This window comes from Brevundimonas sp. (assembly GCF_031412435.1).
In the GTDB taxonomy this organism is placed as follows: Bacteria; Pseudomonadota; Alphaproteobacteria; order Caulobacterales; family Caulobacteraceae; genus Brevundimonas.
Genome location: NZ_JANODA010000044.1, coordinates 1 through 20,823 on the forward strand (window position 1 = coordinate 1; position 20,823 = coordinate 20,823).

The following is a 20,823-nucleotide window of genomic DNA, read 5'->3' on the forward strand; positions in this document are numbered from 1 at the left end:
GCAACGCAGCCTGATCCCCGACGCCGACAGCCTTCTGATCGAGACCTTCCCGCGCGGCAGCCGGCATTTTCTCGTCGCCTATCCGTTCGAGGGGCGGCTGGCCCATTCGACCCTGTGCATGCTGCTGACGCGGCGGCTGGACCGGCTCGGCGTGGGGCCCCTGGGCTTCGTGGTGACCGATTATTCCTTCGCCATCTGGTCGATCAAGCCGATGGACGGGCTGGACTGGGACGCCCTGTTCCAGCCGGACATGCTGGGCGACGACCTCGAGGCCTGGCTGGAGGAGAGCTTCATGATGAAGCGCACCTTCCGCAATTGCGCCCTCGTTTCCGGCTTGATCGAGCGTCGACAGCCGGGCGCCGAGAAGACGGGGCGTCAGGTGACCTTCTCCACGGACCTGATCTACGACGTGCTTCGCCGCCACCAGCCCGACCATCTGCTGCTCAGAACCGCCCGGTCCGACGCCGCCTCGGGCCTGCTGGACGTCGCGCGTCTGGGGCAACTTCTGTCACGCATTGCAGGCCATATCCGCCATGCGCCGCTGGAAAGGGCCTCGCCCTTCTGCGTGCCGGTGCTGGTGATGATCGGGCGCGAGCGGGTCGGAGGCGACGCCGCCGAAATGATCCTGGACGCCTCCGCCGCCGACCTGATCGCCGAGGTCATGGAAGACGCCCCGCCAGAACTCCAGGGGGCGGCGTGAACGCGGCCTTGCAGAAGACGCTGGCGCCGGCGCGGCGGCCGTGCGGCTCGCTGTCGGTGCGGGTCATGGGGGAGCTGTCCGTGTTGCGCTGTTCCGGGGCGCTGTGGCTGCCGGCCCATGGGACGCTCGTCGCCGGCGACCTCCACCTCGAGAAGGGATCAGCCTTCGCCGCGCGGGGCCAGATGCTGCCGCCCTACGACAGCCGGGCGACGCTGGACAGGCTGGAGGCGGAGATCGTCGATCTCAAGCCCGACCGGGTCGTCCTGCTCGGCGACAGTTTTCACGACAGCAAATCCATCGGGCGGATGGCGGAGGATGACCGGACGCGGCTGGACCGGCTGGCCTTCGGGCGCGGCTGGATCTGGCTGGAAGGCAACCACGACCGGGAGGCCCTGACGGCGGCCGACGCCGATGCGGTCTCGCGCCTTCCGGGGCGGGTGGTCGGCGACCTGCGGCTGGGCGCCCTGTTCCTGACCCACGAGCCGAGGCCGGAGGCCGAGGACGGCGAGGTGGCGGGCCACCTGCACCCCTGCGCCCGGGTCGTCGCCCATGCGCGGATGGTGCGCCGGCCCTGTTTCGTGACGGATGGGCGCAGGCTGATCCTGCCGGCGTTCGGAGCCTTTACCGGTGGACTGAATGTGTTGGACGCGGCGATCGCGGGACTGTTCGCCACGCCGCCGATGGCCGCGGCGCTGGGCAAGGATCGGGTCCATGCCCTCGCCTGGAACGCCCTCGTCTAGAGCAGTTGCATGACGACGCCGAGGCTCAGCGCCGCGCCTGTCGTCGCGATGATCCGCAGATTCCGGTACCAGACAGGCGACGGGCCGAAGTCCCAGTACAGCATGCCGATCAGGCCGAAGATCAGGACCAGCAGTCGAAACTCGACAGGCACGCCCGGTATGAAGGTCAGCCAGGCCGCGACCGGCGGCAGATTGCTGAGGATCAGGGTGGCGGGACGGGGATCGCGCCCGGCGAAGGCCTTGCCCCATCGCGCGCCCGCCAGGAACGACAGGATGATCGCGCCGTAGACAGTCAGCGGTTCCACCCAGCGCTCGCCCTCACGCGGAGCCAGCACGATCCAGGCCGCGAGACCGACGAAGGGAATGAGGCCGGCGAGCGTCAGCGTCCAGGCGGTCAGTCGCGTCCGGTCCATCAGCTTCTCCTGAAGACCCGGCTCGCCAGATACCCCATCCCCCCGGCCAGCAGGACGCACAGGATGCCGTAGCTCCATGGGCGGCGGTGGGCGAACTCGTAGATGTCGCGTTCGAAGCCGACCTTCTCGACCGTCAGGGTCAGGTTCGACACGCCCGCCGGTTCGCCGTCGCGGAACAGCCAGACCTCGGCGTGGTATTCGCCGGTGGGCGCGACGGTGGGCAGTTCGACCTGGGCGCGGAACAGGCCGCGATCGACGAAGGTGACGCCCTCGGGATCGGTGTCGTAGAGGGCCGCCGCCTCCTTCAGCCGGATCACGGCGCGACGCCAGTCGAGGTAGTCCTCGCCCAGGCGCGAGATGACCACGTCGCGCACGCCGTAGCGGGTGACGGTGCGGCTCTCCTCCGGCGCGTCGATGCGCAGGTGATCGACACCGACGCCGAGCCGACGCAGCTGGCCGAAGCCGGCGATGTCCGGCAGGGGCCGGGTCGAGGCGGTCATGTAGAAGCCGGGCGCGCCCTCGAACAGAACGGGGCGGCTGTTCAGCCAGACGCCGAGGCTGCGGGTCTTCTTGACCAGGCGGATCGGGGCGTCGGGACCGCGCACCACGACGACAACATCGGTGGGGTCGTCGGTCGGGTTGAAGACCGCGCCGTAGAGGACGATCGACGCGCCGCGGAAGCTGGAATCCACCTGGACCCGCGCATCGGTCAGGGCGGCGGCGACGCGCAGTTCTCCCTGCGTCCCGACAGACATTTCGGGGCCCGACTCCGCAAGAAGGGGCGCCTCGATCGCGGGTGGCGGAAGGGGCGGCGTCTGGATCATCCGTCCGCGACTCCGGGGGCCAGAAGGAAGATGTCCGAAGGCCGGACGAACAGCTCCAGCCCCATCTGGATGCCGACGAACAGGATCAGCAGGCCGAGCGCCGCGCGCAGGATATCGGCGCGGAACTTGCCGGCGTAGCGGGCGCCGAACTGGGCCCCGACCACCCCGCCGACGAGCAGAAGGGTCGACAGGACGATGTCGACGGTCTGGTTCCGCCCCGCCTGCAGGATGGTGGTGATGGCGGTGGTGATGATGATCTGGAACAGGCTGGTGCCGACCACGACCCCTGCCTTCATCCGCAGGGCATAGAGCATGACGGGGACCAGGATGAAGCCGCCGCCGACCCCCATGATGGCCGACAGAACGCCGGCGAGGACGCCCAGGCCAAAGGGCGGGATCGCGCTGATATAGAGACCGGATTTAGGGAAACGCACCTTCCACGGCAGGCCGTAGAGCCACAGCGGACGACGCCGCTCCTGGTGCGGAGCGATCTCGCCGCGATGACGACGCAGAATCTCGGTCAGGCTCTCGCGCAGCATCAGCAGGCCGATGGCGCCGAGGAAGATCAGATAGGACAGGGCCACGACCAGGTCCGCCTGGCCCAGCAGGCGAAGGTAGCGGAACACCTCGACGCCCCCGAGGGCGCCGACGGCGCCGCCGGCTGCCATGATGCCCCCCATCTTGAAGTCCACCGCGCCCTGGCCGGTGTAGCGGATCACGCCGGAGGTGGAGGAGGCGACGACGTGGCTGGCCTGGCTGGCGACGGCCACGGTCGGGGGAATGCCCATAAAGACCAGCACCGGCGCCATCAGGAAACCGCCGCCGATGCCGAACAGTCCGGACACGAATCCGACCAGCGCGCCCAGCAGAACCAGGAACGGCCAGTTCACCGAAACCTCGGCGATCGGCAGATAGATCTCCAAAGGGCGGGCCTTCCCCTTCTAAAAACGCTCATCCCCGCGAAAGCGGGGACCCAGTGCTTTGGGCGCTCAATGGTCGGGGTTTGAACGGAAGGTCAATCCGACGCACCGAACGGACGAAAGAACTGGGTCCCCGCTTTCGCGGGGATGAGCGGAAATCAAAGCAGGTTTTAGGCGAGCGGTTCCAGGGCGAAGGCCTCGGCCTGGGCGCGGGCGGTCTGGCGGGCGGCGGCCGGAAGGGTCGGGGCCAGCCGGTCGACGGCGGCCTGGGCCTGGGGATCGCCGGCGCGGGCCGCGATCAGGTACCAGCGATAGGCCTGGGTCGGGTTCGGGGCGATGCCCTCGTCGCCGTTCTCATAAATGCGGGCGACATTGTACTGGCTGTCGACGAGGCCGAGGTCGGCGGCCTTCTTGAGCCAGTCCAGGGCCTCGGGTCGGTTGCGGGCGCCGCCGACGCCGTCGAACAGATACATGCCGAAGGCGTGCATGCCCCGCGCGTCGCCGCCCTCGGCGGCGCGGCGGGCCCACAGACGGCTGTCTTCGGCGTCGACGGTCACGCCGTTCTCGCCGGACTGGTAAAGGCTGGCCAGCTTCAGCTGGGCCTGGGGCTCGCCGAGATTGGCGGCGCGGGTCAGGGTCTCAACCCCAGCCGGGTCGTTGCGATCCAGCTGTTCCGTCGCCTGGGCGAACAGGGTCTGGGCCTCGGTCGCATCGGCGGGAGAGGCGTCCAGAGGCGCGTCGGTGGGTGACAGGGCAAGGGCCGCGATGGGAGTGGCTTCGGTCTCGCCGCCCGACTGACCCAGCAGCTGGCGGACGTCCATGATCTCATAGCCCGTCAGGCGACCGGTGGCGTAGAGGCCGCAGACCACGGCCACGCCGGTGACCGAGGCGAGGAAGGCCTTCTTGACCGTGCCGTCGCGCGACGCCTGTTTGTCCAGACGCTCCTGCAGGCGCGACTTGCCGCCCTTTTTCAGACCGCCAAGGCCGAAGCCGGAGCGGGGGGCGACCTCGGCGGCGGCGGCCGGAGTGTTCATGGCGGCGCGGGCGGCCGAAATGGCGTCGCGGGTCGAGGCGGCGCGACCGGTCGCGGCCCCGCCGACCAGACCGGCGCGCAGGCGGCGCGCGTCGACGAACTCGGTTTCGGCGGTGAAGTCGTCGTCGCCGCCATCGAAGGTGCGGGCCGAGGGGAAGGCCTCGGCGACGGGGCCGGCGAAGGCGGGTTGCGGCTGGGGCGCGAACTCGGCGATGGCGTCCAGGGCGTCGGAGACGTCCGCGCCGCCGAAGCCGCCGAAGGGCTGGACCGCCGAACCGAACGGGGTCGGCTCGGGCGCGACCGGTTCGAAACGACGCGGCAGGGCGTCGAAGCTGTCCTCGGCCGGCAGGGTCGCCGCGGCGACCTCGGGGGCGGCGGGCTCGGGCGCGAGCAACGGTTCCGATGGAGCCTCAGGGAAGGGTTCGATGTCGGCGGCGAGGGAATCGATCGACCAGCCGTCCTCCGGCGAGGCGAAGTCCTCGGCCGGGAAGGCGGCGGCGCGCCAGTCGGGCTGGGCGAACTCGGCGGCGGCCGGGGCGACGGGCGGCAGGGACTGGGGTGTCGTGTCGAAGGCGGCCGGCGGGGTCAGACGCTGGTCGAGCGTCTCGCGCGCCTCGGCCAGCAGTTTCGCAGTGCGTTCCTCGGACAGGCGCATCCGCTCGGCCAGTTCGCCCGAGGCGCGGTCGTAGCGTTGCTCAATCCGGTCGGAGCCCTCGACCATCCGGCGACCGATGTCTTCCAGCGCCTGGGCGGACTTGCGCTCCGACTGGGCGATACGGTCGGCGAGGCGGTCGGAGATGCGGGTGATCTCGACGCCCAGCTTCTCGAGGGCGATGGCGTTCTGGTCGTCGGCGCGGTTCAGGCGGTGTTCGATGGCCTGGCCGTAGCGGCCCATGTCCGAGGCGATCCTGTCCGACAGGGTCCGGGTCAGGGCCTGCTCGAACTGGCCCAGACGCGAGTCGCCCGCCGTCTCCATCTTGTCGACGCGGCTATCCAGGTTCTGGGCGATGCGCAGGACCTCGCGGCCCATGGCGTCGATGCCCTGGGCGGAGCGCTGCTCGGACGAACGGGCCTGTTCGCCCAGCGAAGCGATCGTCGCCTCGATGCGGGCCATCCGGCCTTCGCTCTCGGCGGTCTCCAGCCGGCGCATCATTTCGGTGCGGTTGGCGTCGACCTGACGGGACAGGGTCTCGGCCAGCTTCTCGAAGCGGGCGGCCTCGCGCACGCCTTCCGGCTCGACCCGGGTCTCGGCGGCGCGCAGTCGCTGGTCAAGCCCGGCGAAGGAGCGTTCCAGATTGCGCAGGGCTTCGGTCGTCTGACCCTGGGCGGCGTCCAGTCGTTGACCGACGCGGGCCAGGATGTCGGCGCCCGCGCCCGGGCCTGCGGCCTTCTCGACCGCTTCGATGCGCGACAGAAGGGTCTGGCCGTGGGCGCGGTTGCGCTCCTCCAGGTCATAGAGGCGGCTGGTCAGGGCGGCGACGGCCGTGTCGGTCTTGCCCCAGGCGTCGACCTTCTCGACCCCGTCGAGCCGCTGGCGCACCTCCATCAGGCCGGAGCGCTGACGTTCCTCGATGTCATAGAGACGCCCGGCGAGACCGCCGATGGCCTGTTCGACCTTGCCGATGGTCTCGGCGGTCTTCGGACCCGCGTCCTGCTCGAAGCGACGCAGGCGCTTGTGGCCTTCCTTCAGTTCTTCGGAGATGTCGTCGATGCGGCGGCCGTACTGGCCCGCTCGCTGGTCCTGCGACTCCATCTTGCGCACCAGACCGGCGACGGCCTGATCGACACCCTGGATGGCGATGGTCGAGCGACGCTCGGCGGCTTCGAGGCGTGCGGCGATGGCCTCGACCGAGGCGGCGACGCGCTGCAGGGTTTCGTCGTCGCGGCCGAAGTCGCGGGACTGGCCGCGCCCCTCCATCTCGTAGGCGTCGTCCAGCCGGCGCGAACGGCCGCGACGGTCGAACATCTCGGCGGCGTGCGGACGGCGCGGCAACGGGGACACGCCGTCGTCCTCGTCGTCCATGATCATGGTGTTGAGCCACTCGCCCAGCGTCATGCCCGAGCGACGCGCCAGATCCTTGGCCACCTCGCGCGCTTTAGGGTCGATGCCCTTTACGCTCCAAGGCGCAGCGGCTGCGCTCACTGATTCGACTCCCGACCCATAGGCATCACGCTAATCGCCCATATCAGGGGTGTAAACGTGTGGTTAACCCCAACATCTTGACGGGCGCCCATTCACCTGTGGATAGGCCCGCCGCCGACCAATCCATCGCGCCAACGTGGTTAACGAGCGGTGAAGATTAACGCCCCGGAAAGGGTTTGCTTGCGCATGCGGGGGCTTGTCGCCACATCGCGCCCATGTCGATGACCCTGACCCTTTCGCTGCTCGCCGGCGCCCTGATCGTCGGCGTCTTCGCCGGCTGGCGCGGCGCCCGGCCGAGCGATTTCCTCAAGCCCCGCATGGTGCCGTGGCGGTTCATCATGCTGCTGGCCGGGGCCCTGGCCTTCCTGCTGCTGATCCATCTGGGAACCCTGTTGGGCGTGACGCCGCGCGGGAACTGACGGAACGGCGCGACGGCTGGGTGGTTATCCCGGCCGAACCCCCACGCAGGAGCCTGACATGGCCGACGAACACCTCTCCGCCGCCGATGCCGAAAAAGAATTCTGGAAGCATCTGAAGGACTCCAACACCGGCATGCTGGGGATCGACACGCCCGGCTATCACTCGCAGCCCATGACCGCCTATCGCGAGGAGGAGAGCGGCACGATCTGGTTCTTCACCCGCAACGACACCGACCTGGCCCGCGACATCGCCAGGGGCGGCCAGAAGGGCATGTTCACCTATGGCTCCAAGGATCAGGAAGTCTGGGCCTGCTTCCACGGCGCCCTGTCGCTTCAGCGTGATCAGTCCATCATCGACAAACACTGGAACCCGATCGTGGCCGCCTGGTACCCAGACGGCAAGGACGACCCGCACCTGACCCTCATCCGCTTCGACGGCGACGACGGCCGCGTCTGGCTGTCGAAGAAGGGACCCGCCGGCTTCTTCTTCGAGATCGCCAAGGCCAACCTGACGAAGACCATGCCGAACGTCGGCGGCGTGGCCGACGTGAGCCTGGCCTGAAGGCATAAGGGGCGCCGTCTCGCGACGGCGCCCCTTATTCGTTTGCGCGAATCCCGGGCTCAGCCCGCGAAGCACCAGGCCAGGACGGCCTTCTGGGCATGAATGCGGTTTTCCGCCTCGTCCCAGACCAGCGACTTAGGTCCGTCGATCACCGCGTCGGTGACCTCCTCGCCGCGGTGCGCGGGCAGACAGTGCAGGAAGACCGCGTCCTGGTCGGCCAGGTCCATCAGCGCCTCGTCGACCGTGTAGCTCTCGAACGCATGCAGTCGAGCCTCGTAGTCGCTGTCGCCCATTGACACCCAGGTATCGGTGATGACGACGTCGGCGCCCTTGACCGCATCGCGCGGGTCCGAGGTCAATCTGACGGCGTTGCCGCCCTTGGCCAGGTCATGCAGGTCGGGGTGATACTCGGCCGGGCAGGCCACGTTCAGATGGAAACCCAGCTTCGGCGCGGCGTGCATGAAACTGTGGCAGACGTTGTTGCCGTCGCCGATCCAGGCGAGCGTCTTGCCCTCGATCGGACCGCGCTGCTCCTCGATGGTCATGATGTCGGCCAGGATCTGGCACGGGTGGGAGCGGTCGGTCAGGCCGTTGACCACGGGCACGGTGGCGACGCGGGCGAAGCGTTCCACATCTTCATGGTCGTTGGCGCGGATCATCACGGCGTCGACCATTCGCGACAGGACGCGCGCGGTGTCCTCGACCGGCTCGCCGCGACCCAGTTGCATGTCCGAGGCCGTAGCGATGATCGAGGCTCCGCCCAGCTGGCGGATGGCCGCGTCGAAGCTGAAGCGGGTGCGGGTCGAGTTCTTCTCGAAGATCATCGCCAGCACGCGATCCTTCGCGGGCGCATCGGCGTCGACCCAGCCCTGGGGCCTGCCCTTGCGGGCGGCCTTGCGGGCATGGGCGTCGTCGAGGATGGCGCGCAGCTCGACGGCTTCGAGCCGGTGGATGTCGAGGAAATGTCTGACCATCAGGCCGCCGCCTTCGTCTTCGTACGCGCGAACTCGCAGGTCCGTTCCAGCCGTTCGACAGCCTCGCGGGCCTCGTCCAGGGTCAGGTTCAGCGGCGGCAGCATGCGCACACAGTTGTCGCCGCCGCCGGCGATCAGCAGATGCTGTTCGTCACGCGCCCAGCCCATGAAGTCGCGGTTGTTCGGAACCAGTTTCAGCCCGATCAGCAGACCCTTGCCGCGCACGTCCTCGATCACATCAGGGAACCGCTCCTTCAGACCGTGCAACTGCTGCTTCAGGTAGCCGGCGATCTCGTTGACGTTGCCCAGGATCTCCGGCGTGTTGATCGCGCCGAAGGCCGCCTGTCCCACGGCCATCGCCAGAGGATTGCCGCCGAAGGTCGAGCCGTGGGCGCCGACCGTCATCCCCTTGGCCGCGTTCGTGGTGGCCAGGCAGGCGCCGATGGGGAAGCCGCCGCCCAGGGCCTTGGCCACGGCCATGATGTCGGGCTCCATGCCGGCCCATTCGTGGGCCCAGAGCTTGCCGGTCCGGCCCATGCCGCACTGGACCTCGTCGAAGATGATCAGCACGCCATGTTCGTCGCAGAGGTCACGCAAGCCGCGCAGGCAGACGTCGGGCATGGCGCGGCAACCGCCCTCGCCCTGCACGGGCTCGACGATGATCGCCGCCGTCTCCGGCTTGGCGATCGCGGCCTTGAGCGCCTCGTGGTCGCCCCAGGTCAGCTGATGGAATCCTTCCATCTTGGGCCCGAAGCCCTCGGTGTAGTTGGGGTTGGCCGCCGCGTTGATCGCGCCGTAGGTCCGCCCGTGAAAGGCGCCGTCGAAGCCGTAGATGTCGATCCGCTCAGGCTGGCCGTTGGCCGAGTGGAATTTGCGCGCGGTCTTCAGCGCGCATTCCACCGCCTCGGTCCCCGAGTTGGTGAAGAAGACCACGTCGGCGAAGCTGGACTCCGTCAACATATCGGCGAGCGCTTCCTGGCCCGGAATCTTGTAGATGTTCGAGACGTGCCACAGCTTCTCGGCCTGGGCCTTCACGGCCTCGACCAGAACCGGGTGGGCATGGCCCAGGCCGTTGGTCGAGATGCCCTGGACGCAGTCCAGATACTCCGTCCCGTCCGTGGACCACAGACGCGCGCCTCGCCCGCGATCCACTTCCAGCGGCGCGCGATTGTAGACACCCATCAAATGACCGGACACGGACTTACCTCCAAAAGAAACGAAGCCCCGGCGCGGGTGCGACGGGACTTTCAGGAGCGTAGGTTGTCGGATGGGGGGGCGGGCGAGTCAACACACACTCCCTTTGCTTTCGTCATCTTCCGGCAAGGCAGAAACGGCGCAGACCGGATGATGACGAAAGTCAGGTCAGCTCTTCAGCCGCCAGCCCGATTTGAACACCAGCCAGCAGGCGACGGCCATGACCACTGTCAGGGCGGCGCTCATGACGACGCCGATCACGAGGTTGCCCTCGGCCTGACCGATGAACCCGTAGCGGAAACCGTCGATCAGATAGAAGAAGGGGTTCCAGTGGCTGATGGCCGCGAACGGCTCGGGCAGGTTCTCGACCAGATAGAAGGCGCCCGACAGGAAGGTCATCGGCAGGACGACGAAATTCTGGACCGCCGACAGCTGGTCGAACTTCTCGGACCACAGGCCGGCCAGGACCCCGACCATCCCCATCAGCAGGGAGGCGATCAGGCTGAAATAGAGGATGGCCGCAACATGGGTCACGCCCAGTTTCGCGAACGGCATCACGCAGACGGCGGTGACCAGCCCGACGACGATGCCGCGGGTGGCGGCGCCGAGCGAAAAGCCGATGGTCAGTTCCAGGGGGCTCAGCGGCGGCGTCAGAAAGTCAGTCGAGGTGCCCATGATCTTGGCCTGGATCAGGCTGGACGAGGCGTTGGCGAAGGCGTTGTTCAGGATGGCCATCATGATCAGGCCGGGGGCCACGAACTCGGCGAAGGGCGTGCCGTGCAGCGGCGGCCGCGCCCCCTTCAGCGCCACCACGAAGACCAGCATGTAGAGAAGCGTCGTCACCACCGGGGCGGCGACGGTCTGTGCGCCCACCTTCCAGAAGCGACGGACCTCGCGCAGATACAGGGTCTGCACCCCGATCCAGTTGACCCCGGCGTAGTGGCGCGGGGTCGGCAGGCCGGAAGGTCGTGTCGAGGCGAGATCGGTCATGCGCCGTCAGATGCGGCCGCATGACGCGGCACGCAAGGGGCTCAAACGGCCGGATTGGCCTTCCGCCGCGCCTGGTCCGCCTCGGCGATCAGGCGCAGGCCCGAGATCTCTGCGGCGTCCGGTGTCATCGTGATGGCGATCTCCGGCGGATCGACGACCCGAACGCATCCATCTCCCGCCAATGGAGTCAAAGGCTTGCGCGTGATCGGCGGGGCGGCGGCAGACGTATCGGTCATTTAGCCTCAACCCGACCTGACCATGCCTGTTCCGTATCGCGGCGCTTGGGCTGCTCAGCGAACGCCGATTCAAGATGTAGTTCCTGTGGACGACTGATTCGCACATCTTGCGTCTGTTAAGGTCTCGTTTACGATTAGTTGTGGCTGACGGATCCCGGGAGGGGCTCCAGGCGCCAAATGTTGAATCAAAACCGTACCCCGGAGGGTGGCATGACCGCAGGCTGGACAGAAGATCGCGTCGGCGCGCTGAAGAAGCTGTGGCTCGAGGGGCAGTCCGCCTCGCAGATCGCCAAACAGCTGGGCGGCGGCGTCACCCGCAACGCCGTCATCGGCAAGGTCCACCGCCTGGGCCTGTCGGGCCGCGCGACCCCGTCGCAGCCGGCGCGCACCGCCACCACCTTCCGGCCGGCCCGCACCCGCACCACGCCCCCGGCCCAGCCGTCTGCGCCGCGTCGTATCGAGGCCGCGCAACCGCAGCCCCGCCCGGTCGTGGCCGCCCCGTCTCTGCCCGCCGTCGCCGAGATGCCAGGCACCGCCACGGTCATGACCCTGGGCGCCCACATGTGCAAATGGCCGATCGGCGACCCGTCCTCGACCGAGTTCAGCTTCTGCGGCCGCCGCGCCTCGGAAGGCGTCTATTGCGTCGAACACGCCCGCGTCGCCTACCAGCCGCAGATGAAGCGCGGCGGCAAGGAAGAGCTGGCCCGCAGCCTGCGTCGCTACATCTAAGGGCGCTATCGCTCGAGACGCGGTCGCTCACGGCTTGAGCGTAGCGACACGTCGATTGTCATCCCCGCGAAAGCGGGGACGCCTCCGCCTCGCCGGCTTGTCCGGCGAGACCGGGGCGGGGCTGCGGTTATCCGGGTTGACGCAGCCCCCCACCCGACCCCGATCCTCCGCGCAGAGCGACGGAGGATTTTTCAGTTCAGAACCCGACCGCCCGGCACATCCAGGCTGAACGCGGGAATCAGCGCCTCGAACGACCGGCCGGTGGCGTCGGTCATCATGTATGCCCCCTCCATCGAGCCCGAGGCCGTCGGCAGAGGACACCCCGAGGCGTAGGAATAGCTGTCGCCCGGCGCGATCAGGGGCTGTTCGCCGACCACGCCCGGCCCGCGCACCGTCTCCACATGGCCGGTGGCGTCGGTGATGACCCAGCGTCGCGCCATGAGTTGCACGGCCTCGGGGCCCTGGTTCTCGATCTCGACCTGATAGGCCCAGACCCAGCGGCCCTCGTCCGGGTCCGACTGGCCGGCCAGATAGCTGGGCCGAACGCGCACGATGACGCCTTCCGTTTCAGCCACATAGGGTTGGGTGTCGTGCATGACCCATGGTCGCCCGGAGAGGGGATGGTGGCAAGCGCGCTCAAGTAGCGAGCGACCGCGTCGCGAGCGGTAGCGCCTTGAGCCGGACGTGCGTCGGGCGAGATCAATGTGTATGGCGTGGGATATGACTCTTGAATTCCCCACCCCCGGCATCCTGCCCTGCCAGTCCATCGAGGCCCTGATCGCGGGCGGCGCCATCACATCGGCCACGCCTTGGGACGCCGATCAGGTCCAGCCGGCCAGCCTGGACCTGCGGCTGTCCGATCGCGCCTGGCGCGTGCGGGCGTCCTTCCTGCCGGGCCGCCGTCTGGTGTCGGAACGGATCGCCGACGTGGAGATGCACCCGATCGATCTGTCCAACGGCGTCGTGCTGGAAAAGGGCTGCGTCTATATCGCCGAGCTTCAGGAACGGCTGAACCTGCCGAAAGGCCTGATCGCCCGCGCCAATCCCAAGAGCTCGACCGGTCGCGTCGATGTCTTCGTGCGTCTGCTGACCGATCGCGGCGGCGCGTTCGATGACGTGGACGAAGGCTATGAGGGGCCGCTCTATCTCGAGATCGCGCCGCAGACCTTCTCCATACTCGTCCGCCCCGGCACCCGACTGAACCAGCTGCGGCTGAAGGCCGGGGAGCCGCCGAAGCTGGAGACCCGCAGCGTCGGCGTCGACCTGCAGGGTGGCGACATCATCGGCTTCCGCGGCCGTCGCCATGCGGGCGTCGTCGATCTCGACCGGATCGACGGCCACGACCCCAGGGACTTCTGGGAGCCGCTGACCCTGAGGCGCGGCGAACTGCTGCTGGACCCGGGCGAGTTCTACATCCTGGCGTCGAACGAGGCGGTCGAGATCCCGGTCATGCAGGCCGCCGAAATGACCCCCATCGACCCGAGTGTGGGCGAGTTCCGCGTCCACTACGCCGGCTTCTTCGATCCCGGCTTCGGCACGGACGAGGCGCACGGGGCCGGATCGAAAGGCGTGCTGGAGGTCCGCACCCACGACACGCCGTTCCTGCTGGAGCATGGCCAGATCGTCGCTCGCCTCGTCTACGAACCCCTGACCGAACGTCCCTCACGCCTCTACGGCGAGAGCGGCAGCCATTATCAAAGCCAGGGGCTGAAGTTGAGCAAGCATTTCAGGGCTTGGGGATGAGGCCAGGGATTAGGGATTAGCGACTGGGGATCGGGCCCGGTGTTGGCCCCCTGCCAATCCCTGGTCCTTAGTCCCTAGTCCCTCCACTCAAACCAGCTTGTCCGCCTTCCGCAGGCCCGGGAAGAGCTTCGCCCAGACGCCTGTCGCCGCGAGCGCCCCGACCCCGCCGAACACCGCCGCGCCGATGGGCCCGAGGAAGCGGACCATCACGCCGGAATAGGCCTCGCCCAGTTCGTTGGAGGCGCCGATGAACAGCATCGAGACCGAGCTCACCCGCCCGCGCATGTGATCGGGCGTCGACAGCTGGATAAGGGTCTGGCGGATATTGACGCTGACCATGTCGGCGGCGCCGCCGATGAACAGGGCCGCCGCGGAGATCCACACGACCTTCGACAGGCCGAACACGATGGTGCAGACCCCGAACACGGCCACCGAGGCGAACATCAGCATCCCGCCGCGTCCCGGGATCGGATAACGGGCCAGGATCAGGGCCATCATGAAGGCGCCGACACCGAACGAGGCGCGCAGCAGACCGAACCCTTCGGGGCCCACATGCAGGATGTCGCGCGCGAAGATCGGCGTCAGCAGGGCCACGCCTGCGAACAGCACCACGATCAGATCGAGCGAGATGGCGCCGAGCACGATCTTCGTGTCCCAGACGTACTTCAGCCCATCCTTCACGGCCCCCCAACGATCGATGGAGCCCTCGACGGGCGCGGGCTTGCCGCTGGTTCGAATGATCAGGAAACAGATCAGGGCGACGGCGAACAGGGCCAGAGACGTCCCGTAGGCCAGGGGCACATTGACGCCGACGATGACGCCGCCCAGCGCCGGCCCCGCGATGGCTCCGGTCTGGAAGGCGATCGACTGGGCCGCGATGGCGCGCGGCAGGGCGGCGCGCCCGACCACCATGGGCAGATAGGCCTGGCTGGCCGGGGCGAGGAAGGCGCGCGAGGCGCCGAAGCCAACAGCGACCGCCAGCAGTCCCCACAGCGGCGGATTCCCGTGGATGGCCATGGCCAGGAAACTGAGCGCGCACGATCCCTCGGCGATGATGGCCAGGGTCACGGTGCCCCGACGATCGCGCCGGTCCGCCATCTCCCCGGCCGGCAGGGTCAGCAGCAGCAGGGGAATGAACTGCGCCAGACCGACGAGGCCAAGATAAAGGCTGGCCTGCTCGATCGGATGGTCGCGGCGCGCGATCTCATAGACCTGCCACAGCAGGGCCGAGGACTGGATCTGGATCGCCAGCACCGCCGCGATCCGACCCAGCCAGATCAGGCGGAAATCGCGGATAGCCCAGGGGTTGGTCCCGTCGGCCCCCGACGGACCCGCAGCCGGCGCGGCTTCGACGGTCGGCCTGGTGATCGGCTCGGGCGGTTCAGGTGCGTCGGTCATATTTCGGGTAGGGCGTTCCGTCTCGATGGAAATAGCGGTCGCTGCCGCGTGGCAGGACCATGTCGATGTCGGGATAGTCGGCCCCGTCGCCGCCGGGGGTGCGCGTCCCGACCTCCAGCAGAACCGCCTCGGCGCCCGATCGGTTCTCGATCCTGTGCCCGTTCGGGACGCCCGCCTTGAAACCCGCGCAGTCGCCCGCGGTCAGGATCGTCTCACCGTCTTCCTCGATCAGGACGACCTCGCCCGACACGACCCAGACGAACTCGTCTTCGGTCTGATGCCAGTGGCGCTGGCTTGACCACGCCCCGGCGGGCAGCCGCAGCATGTTGACCCCGAACTGATCCAGCCCGGCTGCATCACCCAGCTTCCAGCGGCGGCGCGGCTTGCAGGGTTCGGCGAACTCTTCCGGATAGGCGGTCCCGTGACCGGTCGGTGCGGCATCAAGGTCGATCTTCGGCATGGCGATCCCCTTTCCGGCTGGACGCGATCTCCCTAAAGCATGGCCGTATGAGTCCCGCATCAACTCCTGTCATCGATCCTGTCGAACTGACCCGCGATCTGATCCGCAGGCCGTCCGTCACGCCCGCCGACGCCGGCGCCATGGACACGCTGCAGCGGGTCCTGACCGAGCTCGGCTTCACCTGCCGTCGCCTGGCCTTCGAGGGTCCGGGCGGAGAAGGCAGAGAAGCGCGGATCGAGAACCTCTACGCCCGGCGCGGGACCGCCTCGCCCAACCTCTGTTTCGCCGGCCACACCGACGTGGTGCCGACGGGCGAGGCCACCGCCTGGTCGTCCGGCCCGTTCGAGGCTGAGGTGAAGGACGGCATCCTGTTCGGCCGGGGGGCCGTGGACATGAAGGGCGGCATCGCGGCCTGGGTTGCGGCTGTGTCGCAGATCCTCGCTGACGGCGAGGTCGAGGGCTCACTCTCCTTTCTCATCACCGGCGATGAGGAAGGCCCGGCGCTGCACGGCACCAAACGGGTCGTCGAGACCCTGATGGCCGAGGGGGAGGTCATCGACGCGTGCGTCGTCGGCGAGCCGTCGTCGCAGCAGCAGCTCGGCGACATGATCAAGATCGGCCGGCGGGGCTCGCTGAACACCTGGATCACCGTCCACGGCAAACAGGGTCACGTCGCCTATCCCGACCGCGCCGCCAATCCTGCGCCGGTGCTGGTGCGACTGCTGGCCGCTCTGGACGCCCACGTCCTCGACGCAGGCTATGAGGCCTTCCAGCCGTCCAATCTGGAGATCACCACCGTCGACATCGCCAATCCGGCGACGAATGTGATCCCTGCCGAGGCCCGCGCGCGGCTGAACATCCGCTTCAACCCGGCCCAGACGGGCGACGGTCTGATCGACTGGCTGAACCGTGAGGCAGGCCGCGTCCAGGCCGAGACCGGCCTTCAGATCACCCTCGAACACATGTGTTCGGGCGAGGCCTTCCTGACACCCCACGGCCCGTTCGTGACGGCGGTCCAGGATGCGGTCGAGGCCGCCACAGGCAACCGGCCGGAGGCCTCGACCACCGGCGGCACCTCGGACGCCCGCTTCATTCGGGCCATGTGTCCGGTGCTGGAATTGGGCCTTGTCGGCCAGACCATGCACCAGGTCGACGAGCGGGTGCCGGTCGCCGAACTCGAAGCCCTGACCGCGACCTATCGCCGGGTCATCGAGACCGTGCAGGCCGCCGTCTAGTTCAGCGGACCCGTCGGCGTCGCGGCGGCCAGTTCAAGCCTGGCGATGCGGCGGTCCATGTCGGCCACAACCTCTTCCAGCCGCGTCTTCTCCGACGCCATATCGACCGGCGTGCCGTCATCGTATCTGATCTGTGCACCCTGGGCGATCAGGTCGAGGCGGTGGATGGCCGTGACGCGCGCAGCCTTGAACCGGTCCAGTTCGGTGTCGGGGGAGCTCATCGCCCTCCCCTCGCCGCCCTTGCGTCGGAGGTCAAGCTTCAGGCGAGAACCGCGGCCGCATGGTTCATCATCACCATGGCCCCGCCGATCGTCGCGATGAACGAGGCAAGGAAGAAGAATGTCTCTCGCCAGAGCTCACGGCGCGGCATGGGCTCAATGGCGGGCAGGTGGAAGTTCAGAACCCTCATGGTCGCTCTCCGGGCGTAACTCAGGGAAGGTGCGCCCGCTTTGTTGAGCCTCTGTGCACAAACGTGGCGAACGCCCCGTTGACCCTATTCGCGCTCCAGGAACCGCAGGGCCGAGAGGGCGTGGGTCTTGACCCCCAGGACCAGGACGTCCTCGTTGACGTCGAACTGCGGCGAATGGTTCGGCGCCGTCGTCGCCGGATCGACGCCGTCGGCAGTCCCGCCGAGGTGGTAGAAGACGCCCGGGATTTCGTTCTGGAAATAGGAGAAGTCCTCGGCCACCGTCGTCGGCGGGGTGGCCGGATTGACGTTCCCCTCGCCGGCCGCCTCGGCCAGGACCGGGGCCAGCCAGGCGGACAGTTCCTCGTTGTTGAACACCAGGGCAGCGTTCTGGCGAACCGAGAAGTCGGCGGTCGCGCCATAGGCCTCGGCGACATGGTCGATGGCCGCCTCGGCGCGCTTCACCAGATCGTCGCGCTGGGCCACGTCGAAGGTGCGCAGGGTGCCCGACAACACCGCCTCGTCCGGAATGATGTTGTAGCGGACGCCGGCCTGGACCGTGGCGATGGTGAAGACCGTCGGCGTCGTGGTCGGATCGATGGTGCGCGCCGTCAGGGTGTTGACGGTCTGGATCACCTGGCCGGCCACGGCGATTACGTCGACGCCGCGCCACGGCCAGGCGCCGTGGGTCTGACGCCCGTGCAGGGTGATGTCGACCCGGTCCGATGCGGCCATGAACCCCTGCGGCCGGTAGAAGACCGTCCCCGCCCGGCCCGGCACGACGTGCAGGCCGAAGATGGCCTCGACCTTGGGGTTCTCCAGCGCCCCGTCCTGGATCATCAGCCGGGCGCCGCCCAGAGGCTCTCCCGGAGGGGCCCCCTCCTCGGCCGGCTGGAAGATGAAGACGACGGTCCCCGAGAACCGGTCCTTCATCCCGCTCAGCACCCGCGCGGCGCCCAGCAGCATGGCGACGTGGGCGTCGTGTCCGCAGGCGTGGGCGACCGGCACGGTCTGCCCCTGATAGGTCCCGGTCGCGGTCGAGGCGAACGGCAGGCCCGTCGCCTCCAGCACCGGCAGGGCGTCCATGTCGGCGCGCAGGGCCACGACGTGTTGAGGCCCCGAACCGGTCCCGCGCAGGACGCCGACGACGCCGGTTCGACCCACGCCTTCGCGCACCTCGAGGCCCATGGCGCGCAGGTGTTCGGCGACGAAGGCTGCGGTGCGGGTCTCGGCGAAGCCCAGCTCCGGATGGGCGTGCAGGTCGCGGCGCCAGGCAATGACCTCGGCCTCCAGCGCCTGCGCCGCCGTGGCGATGTCGGCGGCGGGAACCGTCTGGGCGAAGGCGGGAGCGGCCATGAGAGTCAGGGCGGCGGCCCAGATGGCGGAGTGCGCGGTGATGCGGATCATGAAAGCTCCCGGGAAGGTGCGGGATGATGGCGGCCCATCGGCCTCCTGCGCAAGCGCCTTGCATCACGCCGCTCCCTGACCGACATCAGGGCATGGCCATCAAGATCTCGAAGACGAAATGGCGCGACGTCGTCCTGGTCTGCAGGAAGTGCCAGAAGAAGCTCGACGGCGGCTTCGGCCCGCACGGCGACAAGAGCCTGAAGAAGGCGCTGAAGAAATATCTGAAACCCGGGGACGGCAAGGGCCGCAAGGCCGAGCTGGCCGTGATCGAGACCGCCTGTTTCGACGTCTGCCCGAAGAATGCGGTCGTCTGCGTCAACGCGGCCGAACCCAAGGCCCTGCTGATCGTCCCGGTCGGCGCCGACCTGTTCGAGGTCAAGGCGCGGCTGGGTCTCGACGATGGGCGCCGGCTGAAACCGACGTTGACGATCGTCTAGCCGACCGCCTTCTCCATCGCGGCTTTGATCGCATCTGCGCCCGCGTTCATCATCGCCTCGATCCGCTCTCCCGGCCCTTCCGGCAGGAAATCCACCACCCAGACGAACCGGCAGCGATCCTCGCCTTCGGGCACGATCATGTTCGAAGCGCTGTGGTGCTCGAACGTCTCCGCCAGGATCGAATAGACGATGCGGCGGTGCGTATCGTCGATGGCGATCAACCGCTCGCGCAGAACGAGGCCGCCGTCGAAGGTGACGGTTCGCACGTCGCCCTCGACCACCGTATCCAGAATGAAACCCGGCGCGACCTTCGTGTGCAGGGCGCCGAAATCGCGCAACCGGTCCCAGACGAAGTCCGCCGACGCCTCGATGACCCGCTCGATGTGGATGGTGGCCATTTCGTCCTCCCGTTCGCCGGCAAGGTGACGGCCCCGCCTCCCGATGTCTCGCGGCTTTCGGACGGGATCGCCCAATCCTCCCCCGTTGGGGGATGTGGCTCGTAGCGCAGCGAAGAGACGGAGGGGGCAAGCCGCCAGTACGGTGTCCGGAGCCGCCCCCCTTCCACCGCTTCGCGGTCCCCCTCCCCCATCGGGGGAGGATTGCGCTATGCATGCCCAATGTCGCCCCGCTCTCCCGCCTTCATGATCCTGTTCGTCGTCAGTCTGATTGCGACGGCGGGGAATATGGGACTGCAGTCAGTGCTGCCGGCCATCGGGCGGGAGTTTCATCTGGCCGACACCCTGGTCGCCGGGGCCTTCGCCATCTCCGCCCTGATGTGGACGATCGCCTCGCCGGTCTGGGCCCGCTGGTCCGACAAACTGGGACGCAAGAAGGTCATCCTGATCGGCCTGACCGGGTTCGTCGTGTCGATGACCGGCTTCGGCCTGGCCGCGACCTCGGGCATTGAGGGGTGGCTTGGCGCGATGGTCGCCTTCGTCCTGATGGCCACGGCGCGGACCATCTACGGCGTCTTCGGCTCCGCCTCGCCCATCGCGTCCCAGGCCTATGTCGCAGACCGCACCACCCCGGAACAGCGGACACAGGCCATGTCCCTGCTGGCCTCGGCCCAGGGCCTTGGCACCGTCATCGGGCCGGTCCTGTCGCCCTTCTTTATCCTCCCGCTCGTGGGGCTGGCGGGGCCGATGTACGTCTACGCCCTGTTCGGCCTGATCGTCCTGATCGTGGTGTGGAAGAAGCTGCCCAGTGGCGACGTCGTTCGGCAGCCGTCCCCGAGCGGACACCGGGGCGACAAGGGCCTGTGGCGCGATCGGCGCGTGCGCGACTATCTGCTCTACGGCCTGCTGATCGTCAGCGCCCAGGCGGTGAACATCTCGGTCCTCGGTTTCCACATCATCGACGAGATGGCGGCGACCGGACTGGAGGCGCGTCAGGCCCAGCCCTTCATCGGCGTGGCCATGTTCGCCGGCGCCGCCGCCACCCTGATGGTCCAGTGGGGCCTGATTCCGCTGCTGAAGATGCAGCCGCGCGAGCTGATGCGCTGGGGCTCGGCTCTCGCCCTGCTCGGCAATCTGATGAGCATCGTCGCGCCCGGATATTTCGGCGTCGTGGTCGGATACGCCATCGTCTCCATGGGGGTCGGCTTCGCCCGACCCGGCTTCACCGCCGGGTCTTCCATCGCCGTGAAGCCGCACGAGCAGGGGGCGGTCGCCGGGCTGATGATGTCGATCGCAGGCCTGGGCTTCCTCGTTCCGCCCGTGGTCGGCGTGGCCCTGTACGAGTTGACCGAATGGGGCGCCTTCGCGGGCAACGCCCTGCTGCTGCTGGTCGCTGTCGCCCTCGCCTTCCTCAGCCCGGTCCTGCGCTTCGATCCGACGCCGGGCGTCGAGGACAACCCCGCGCC

22 protein-coding genes and 2 pseudogenes are annotated in these 20,823 nt (G+C 68.3%); 9 read left to right on the plus strand and 15 right to left on the minus strand.

Translation table 11 applies throughout. The annotated features are described in order from the left end of the window. Positions 1 to 700 (plus strand): annotated as a pseudogene (locus tag RMO01_RS08215) (DNA ligase-associated DEXH box helicase); the annotation flags it as partial. After that, positions 697 to 1,440: a ligase-associated DNA damage response endonuclease PdeM gene (gene pdeM / locus RMO01_RS08220; RefSeq protein ID WP_309628560.1), complete on the plus strand. Its 744-nt coding sequence runs from the start codon at positions 697 to 699 to the stop codon at positions 1,438 to 1,440. The pseudogene RMO01_RS08215 and the gene pdeM, both read left to right, overlap by 4 nt. Here the strand turns inward: pdeM and RMO01_RS08225 are convergent. From RMO01_RS08225 to RMO01_RS08240, 4 genes are all read right to left on the minus strand, one after another. Beyond that, the gene (locus RMO01_RS08225) at positions 1,437 to 1,853 is read right to left on the minus strand and encodes a DUF3429 domain-containing protein (RefSeq protein ID WP_309628561.1); all 417 of its coding nucleotides are present in this window, start codon (positions 1,851 to 1,853) and stop codon (positions 1,437 to 1,439) included. The two genes, pdeM and RMO01_RS08225, sit on opposite strands and share 4 nt — an antisense overlap. Further along, on the minus strand, positions 1,853 to 2,608 hold the full coding sequence (locus RMO01_RS08230; protein ID WP_309628562.1) for a TIGR02186 family protein: 756 nt from the start codon (positions 2,606 to 2,608) through the stop codon (positions 1,853 to 1,855). The genes RMO01_RS08225 and RMO01_RS08230 overlap by 1 nt, the downstream gene beginning before the upstream one ends. Before the next feature lie 65 nt (positions 2,609 to 2,673). Then, positions 2,674 to 3,600 carry a sulfite exporter TauE/SafE family protein gene (locus RMO01_RS08235; RefSeq protein WP_309628563.1) on the minus strand — a complete coding sequence of 309 codons (927 nt, stop codon included), beginning with the start codon at positions 3,598 to 3,600 and terminating at the stop codon, positions 2,674 to 2,676. A 167-nt stretch (positions 3,601 to 3,767) separates the two neighbouring features. Next, a complete protein-coding gene (locus RMO01_RS08240; RefSeq protein ID WP_309628564.1) occupies positions 3,768 to 6,773 on the minus strand; it encodes a hypothetical protein in 3,006 nt (1,001 codons plus the stop codon). Positions 6,774 to 6,994: 221 nt separating this feature from the next. On the opposite strand from RMO01_RS08240, the gene RMO01_RS08245 reads away from it, so the two are divergent. Both RMO01_RS08245 and RMO01_RS08250 read left to right on the plus strand, forming a co-directional pair. After that, entirely contained in the window at positions 6,995 to 7,192 is a 198-nt protein-coding gene (locus RMO01_RS08245) for a hypothetical protein (RefSeq protein ID WP_309628565.1), read from the plus strand. 58 nt (positions 7,193 to 7,250) lie between these two features. Further along, on the plus strand, positions 7,251 to 7,754 hold the full coding sequence (locus RMO01_RS08250) for a pyridoxamine 5'-phosphate oxidase family protein (RefSeq protein ID WP_309628566.1): 504 nt from the start codon (positions 7,251 to 7,253) through the stop codon (positions 7,752 to 7,754). A gap of 59 nt (positions 7,755 to 7,813) precedes the next feature. Here the strand turns inward: RMO01_RS08250 and argF are convergent, their stop codons facing one another. The 4 genes from argF to RMO01_RS08270 form a co-directional block, all read right to left on the minus strand. Beyond that, positions 7,814 to 8,728: an ornithine carbamoyltransferase gene (gene argF, locus RMO01_RS08255; RefSeq protein WP_309628567.1), complete on the minus strand. Its 915-nt coding sequence runs from the start codon at positions 8,726 to 8,728 to the stop codon at positions 7,814 to 7,816. Then, a complete protein-coding gene (locus RMO01_RS08260; RefSeq protein ID WP_309628717.1) occupies positions 8,728 to 9,909 on the minus strand; it encodes an aspartate aminotransferase family protein in 1,182 nt (393 codons plus the stop codon). The genes argF and RMO01_RS08260 overlap by 1 nt, the downstream gene beginning before the upstream one ends. 180 nt (positions 9,910 to 10,089) lie before the next feature. Further along, complete coding sequence (locus RMO01_RS08265) at positions 10,090 to 10,911, minus strand: ABC transporter permease (protein WP_309628568.1); 822 nt, start codon at positions 10,909 to 10,911, stop codon at positions 10,090 to 10,092. Positions 10,912 to 10,952: 41 nt separating this feature from the next. Continuing rightward, the gene (locus RMO01_RS08270; RefSeq protein WP_309628569.1) at positions 10,953 to 11,147 is read right to left on the minus strand and encodes a hypothetical protein; all 195 of its coding nucleotides are present in this window, start codon (positions 11,145 to 11,147) and stop codon (positions 10,953 to 10,955) included. 210 nt (positions 11,148 to 11,357) lie between these two features. On the opposite strand from RMO01_RS08270, the gene RMO01_RS08275 reads away from it, so the two are divergent. After that, positions 11,358 to 11,876, plus strand: a complete 519-nt coding sequence (locus RMO01_RS08275) for a GcrA family cell cycle regulator (protein ID WP_309628570.1) — start codon at positions 11,358 to 11,360, stop codon at positions 11,874 to 11,876. A gap of 191 nt (positions 11,877 to 12,067) precedes the next feature. Here the strand turns inward: RMO01_RS08275 and apaG are convergent, their stop codons facing one another. Next, a complete protein-coding gene (gene apaG / locus RMO01_RS08280) occupies positions 12,068 to 12,472 on the minus strand; it encodes a Co2+/Mg2+ efflux protein ApaG (protein WP_309628571.1) in 405 nt (134 codons plus the stop codon). Positions 12,473 to 12,596: 124 nt separating this feature from the next. Between apaG and RMO01_RS08285 the strand changes: the two genes are divergently transcribed. Next, a complete protein-coding gene (locus RMO01_RS08285) occupies positions 12,597 to 13,619 on the plus strand; it encodes a 2'-deoxycytidine 5'-triphosphate deaminase (protein ID WP_309628572.1) in 1,023 nt (340 codons plus the stop codon). Positions 13,620 to 13,706: 87 nt separating this feature from the next. Here the strand turns inward: RMO01_RS08285 and RMO01_RS08290 are convergent, their stop codons facing one another. Both RMO01_RS08290 and RMO01_RS08295 read right to left on the minus strand, forming a co-directional pair. Further along, a complete protein-coding gene (locus tag RMO01_RS08290; RefSeq protein ID WP_309628573.1) occupies positions 13,707 to 15,017 on the minus strand; it encodes an MFS transporter in 1,311 nt (436 codons plus the stop codon). Continuing rightward, a complete protein-coding gene (locus RMO01_RS08295; protein WP_309628574.1) occupies positions 15,001 to 15,477 on the minus strand; it encodes a cupin domain-containing protein in 477 nt (158 codons plus the stop codon). Before RMO01_RS08295 ends, RMO01_RS08290 begins: the two co-directional genes overlap by 17 nt. Positions 15,478 to 15,524: 47 nt before the next feature. On the opposite strand from RMO01_RS08295, the gene dapE reads away from it, so the two are divergent. Continuing rightward, positions 15,525 to 16,712 (plus strand): succinyl-diaminopimelate desuccinylase, encoded by a 1,188-nt coding sequence (gene dapE, locus RMO01_RS08300; RefSeq protein WP_309628575.1) that lies wholly within the window; start codon positions 15,525 to 15,527, stop codon positions 16,710 to 16,712. Here the strand turns inward: dapE and RMO01_RS08305 are convergent. The 3 genes from RMO01_RS08305 to RMO01_RS08315 form a co-directional block, all read right to left on the minus strand. After that, the gene (locus RMO01_RS08305) at positions 16,709 to 16,933 is read right to left on the minus strand and encodes a hypothetical protein (protein WP_309628576.1); all 225 of its coding nucleotides are present in this window, start codon (positions 16,931 to 16,933) and stop codon (positions 16,709 to 16,711) included. The two genes, dapE and RMO01_RS08305, sit on opposite strands and share 4 nt — an antisense overlap. Positions 16,934 to 16,971: 38 nt before the next feature. Beyond that, positions 16,972 to 17,121, minus strand: a complete 150-nt coding sequence (locus RMO01_RS08310; RefSeq protein WP_309628577.1) for a hypothetical protein — start codon at positions 17,119 to 17,121, stop codon at positions 16,972 to 16,974. Positions 17,122 to 17,205: 84 nt separating this feature from the next. Continuing rightward, a complete protein-coding gene (locus RMO01_RS08315) occupies positions 17,206 to 18,525 on the minus strand; it encodes an amidohydrolase (RefSeq protein WP_309628578.1) in 1,320 nt (439 codons plus the stop codon). Between the two features lie 92 nt (positions 18,526 to 18,617). Here RMO01_RS08315 and RMO01_RS08320 point away from each other — a divergent pair, with 92 nt between their 5' ends. Then, positions 18,618 to 18,962 (plus strand): hypothetical protein, encoded by a 345-nt coding sequence (locus RMO01_RS08320; RefSeq protein ID WP_309628579.1) that lies wholly within the window; start codon positions 18,618 to 18,620, stop codon positions 18,960 to 18,962. Here the strand turns inward: RMO01_RS08320 and RMO01_RS08325 are convergent. Continuing rightward, on the minus strand, positions 18,959 to 19,360 hold the full coding sequence (locus RMO01_RS08325) for an SRPBCC family protein (protein ID WP_309628580.1): 402 nt from the start codon (positions 19,358 to 19,360) through the stop codon (positions 18,959 to 18,961). The genes RMO01_RS08320 and RMO01_RS08325 overlap by 4 nt on opposite strands. Positions 19,361 to 19,579: 219 nt before the next feature. Here RMO01_RS08325 and RMO01_RS08330 point away from each other — a divergent pair. After that, a pseudogene (locus tag RMO01_RS08330) lies at positions 19,580 to 20,650 on the plus strand (MFS transporter); the annotation flags it as partial. Positions 20,651 to 20,823: the final 173 nt, after the last annotated feature.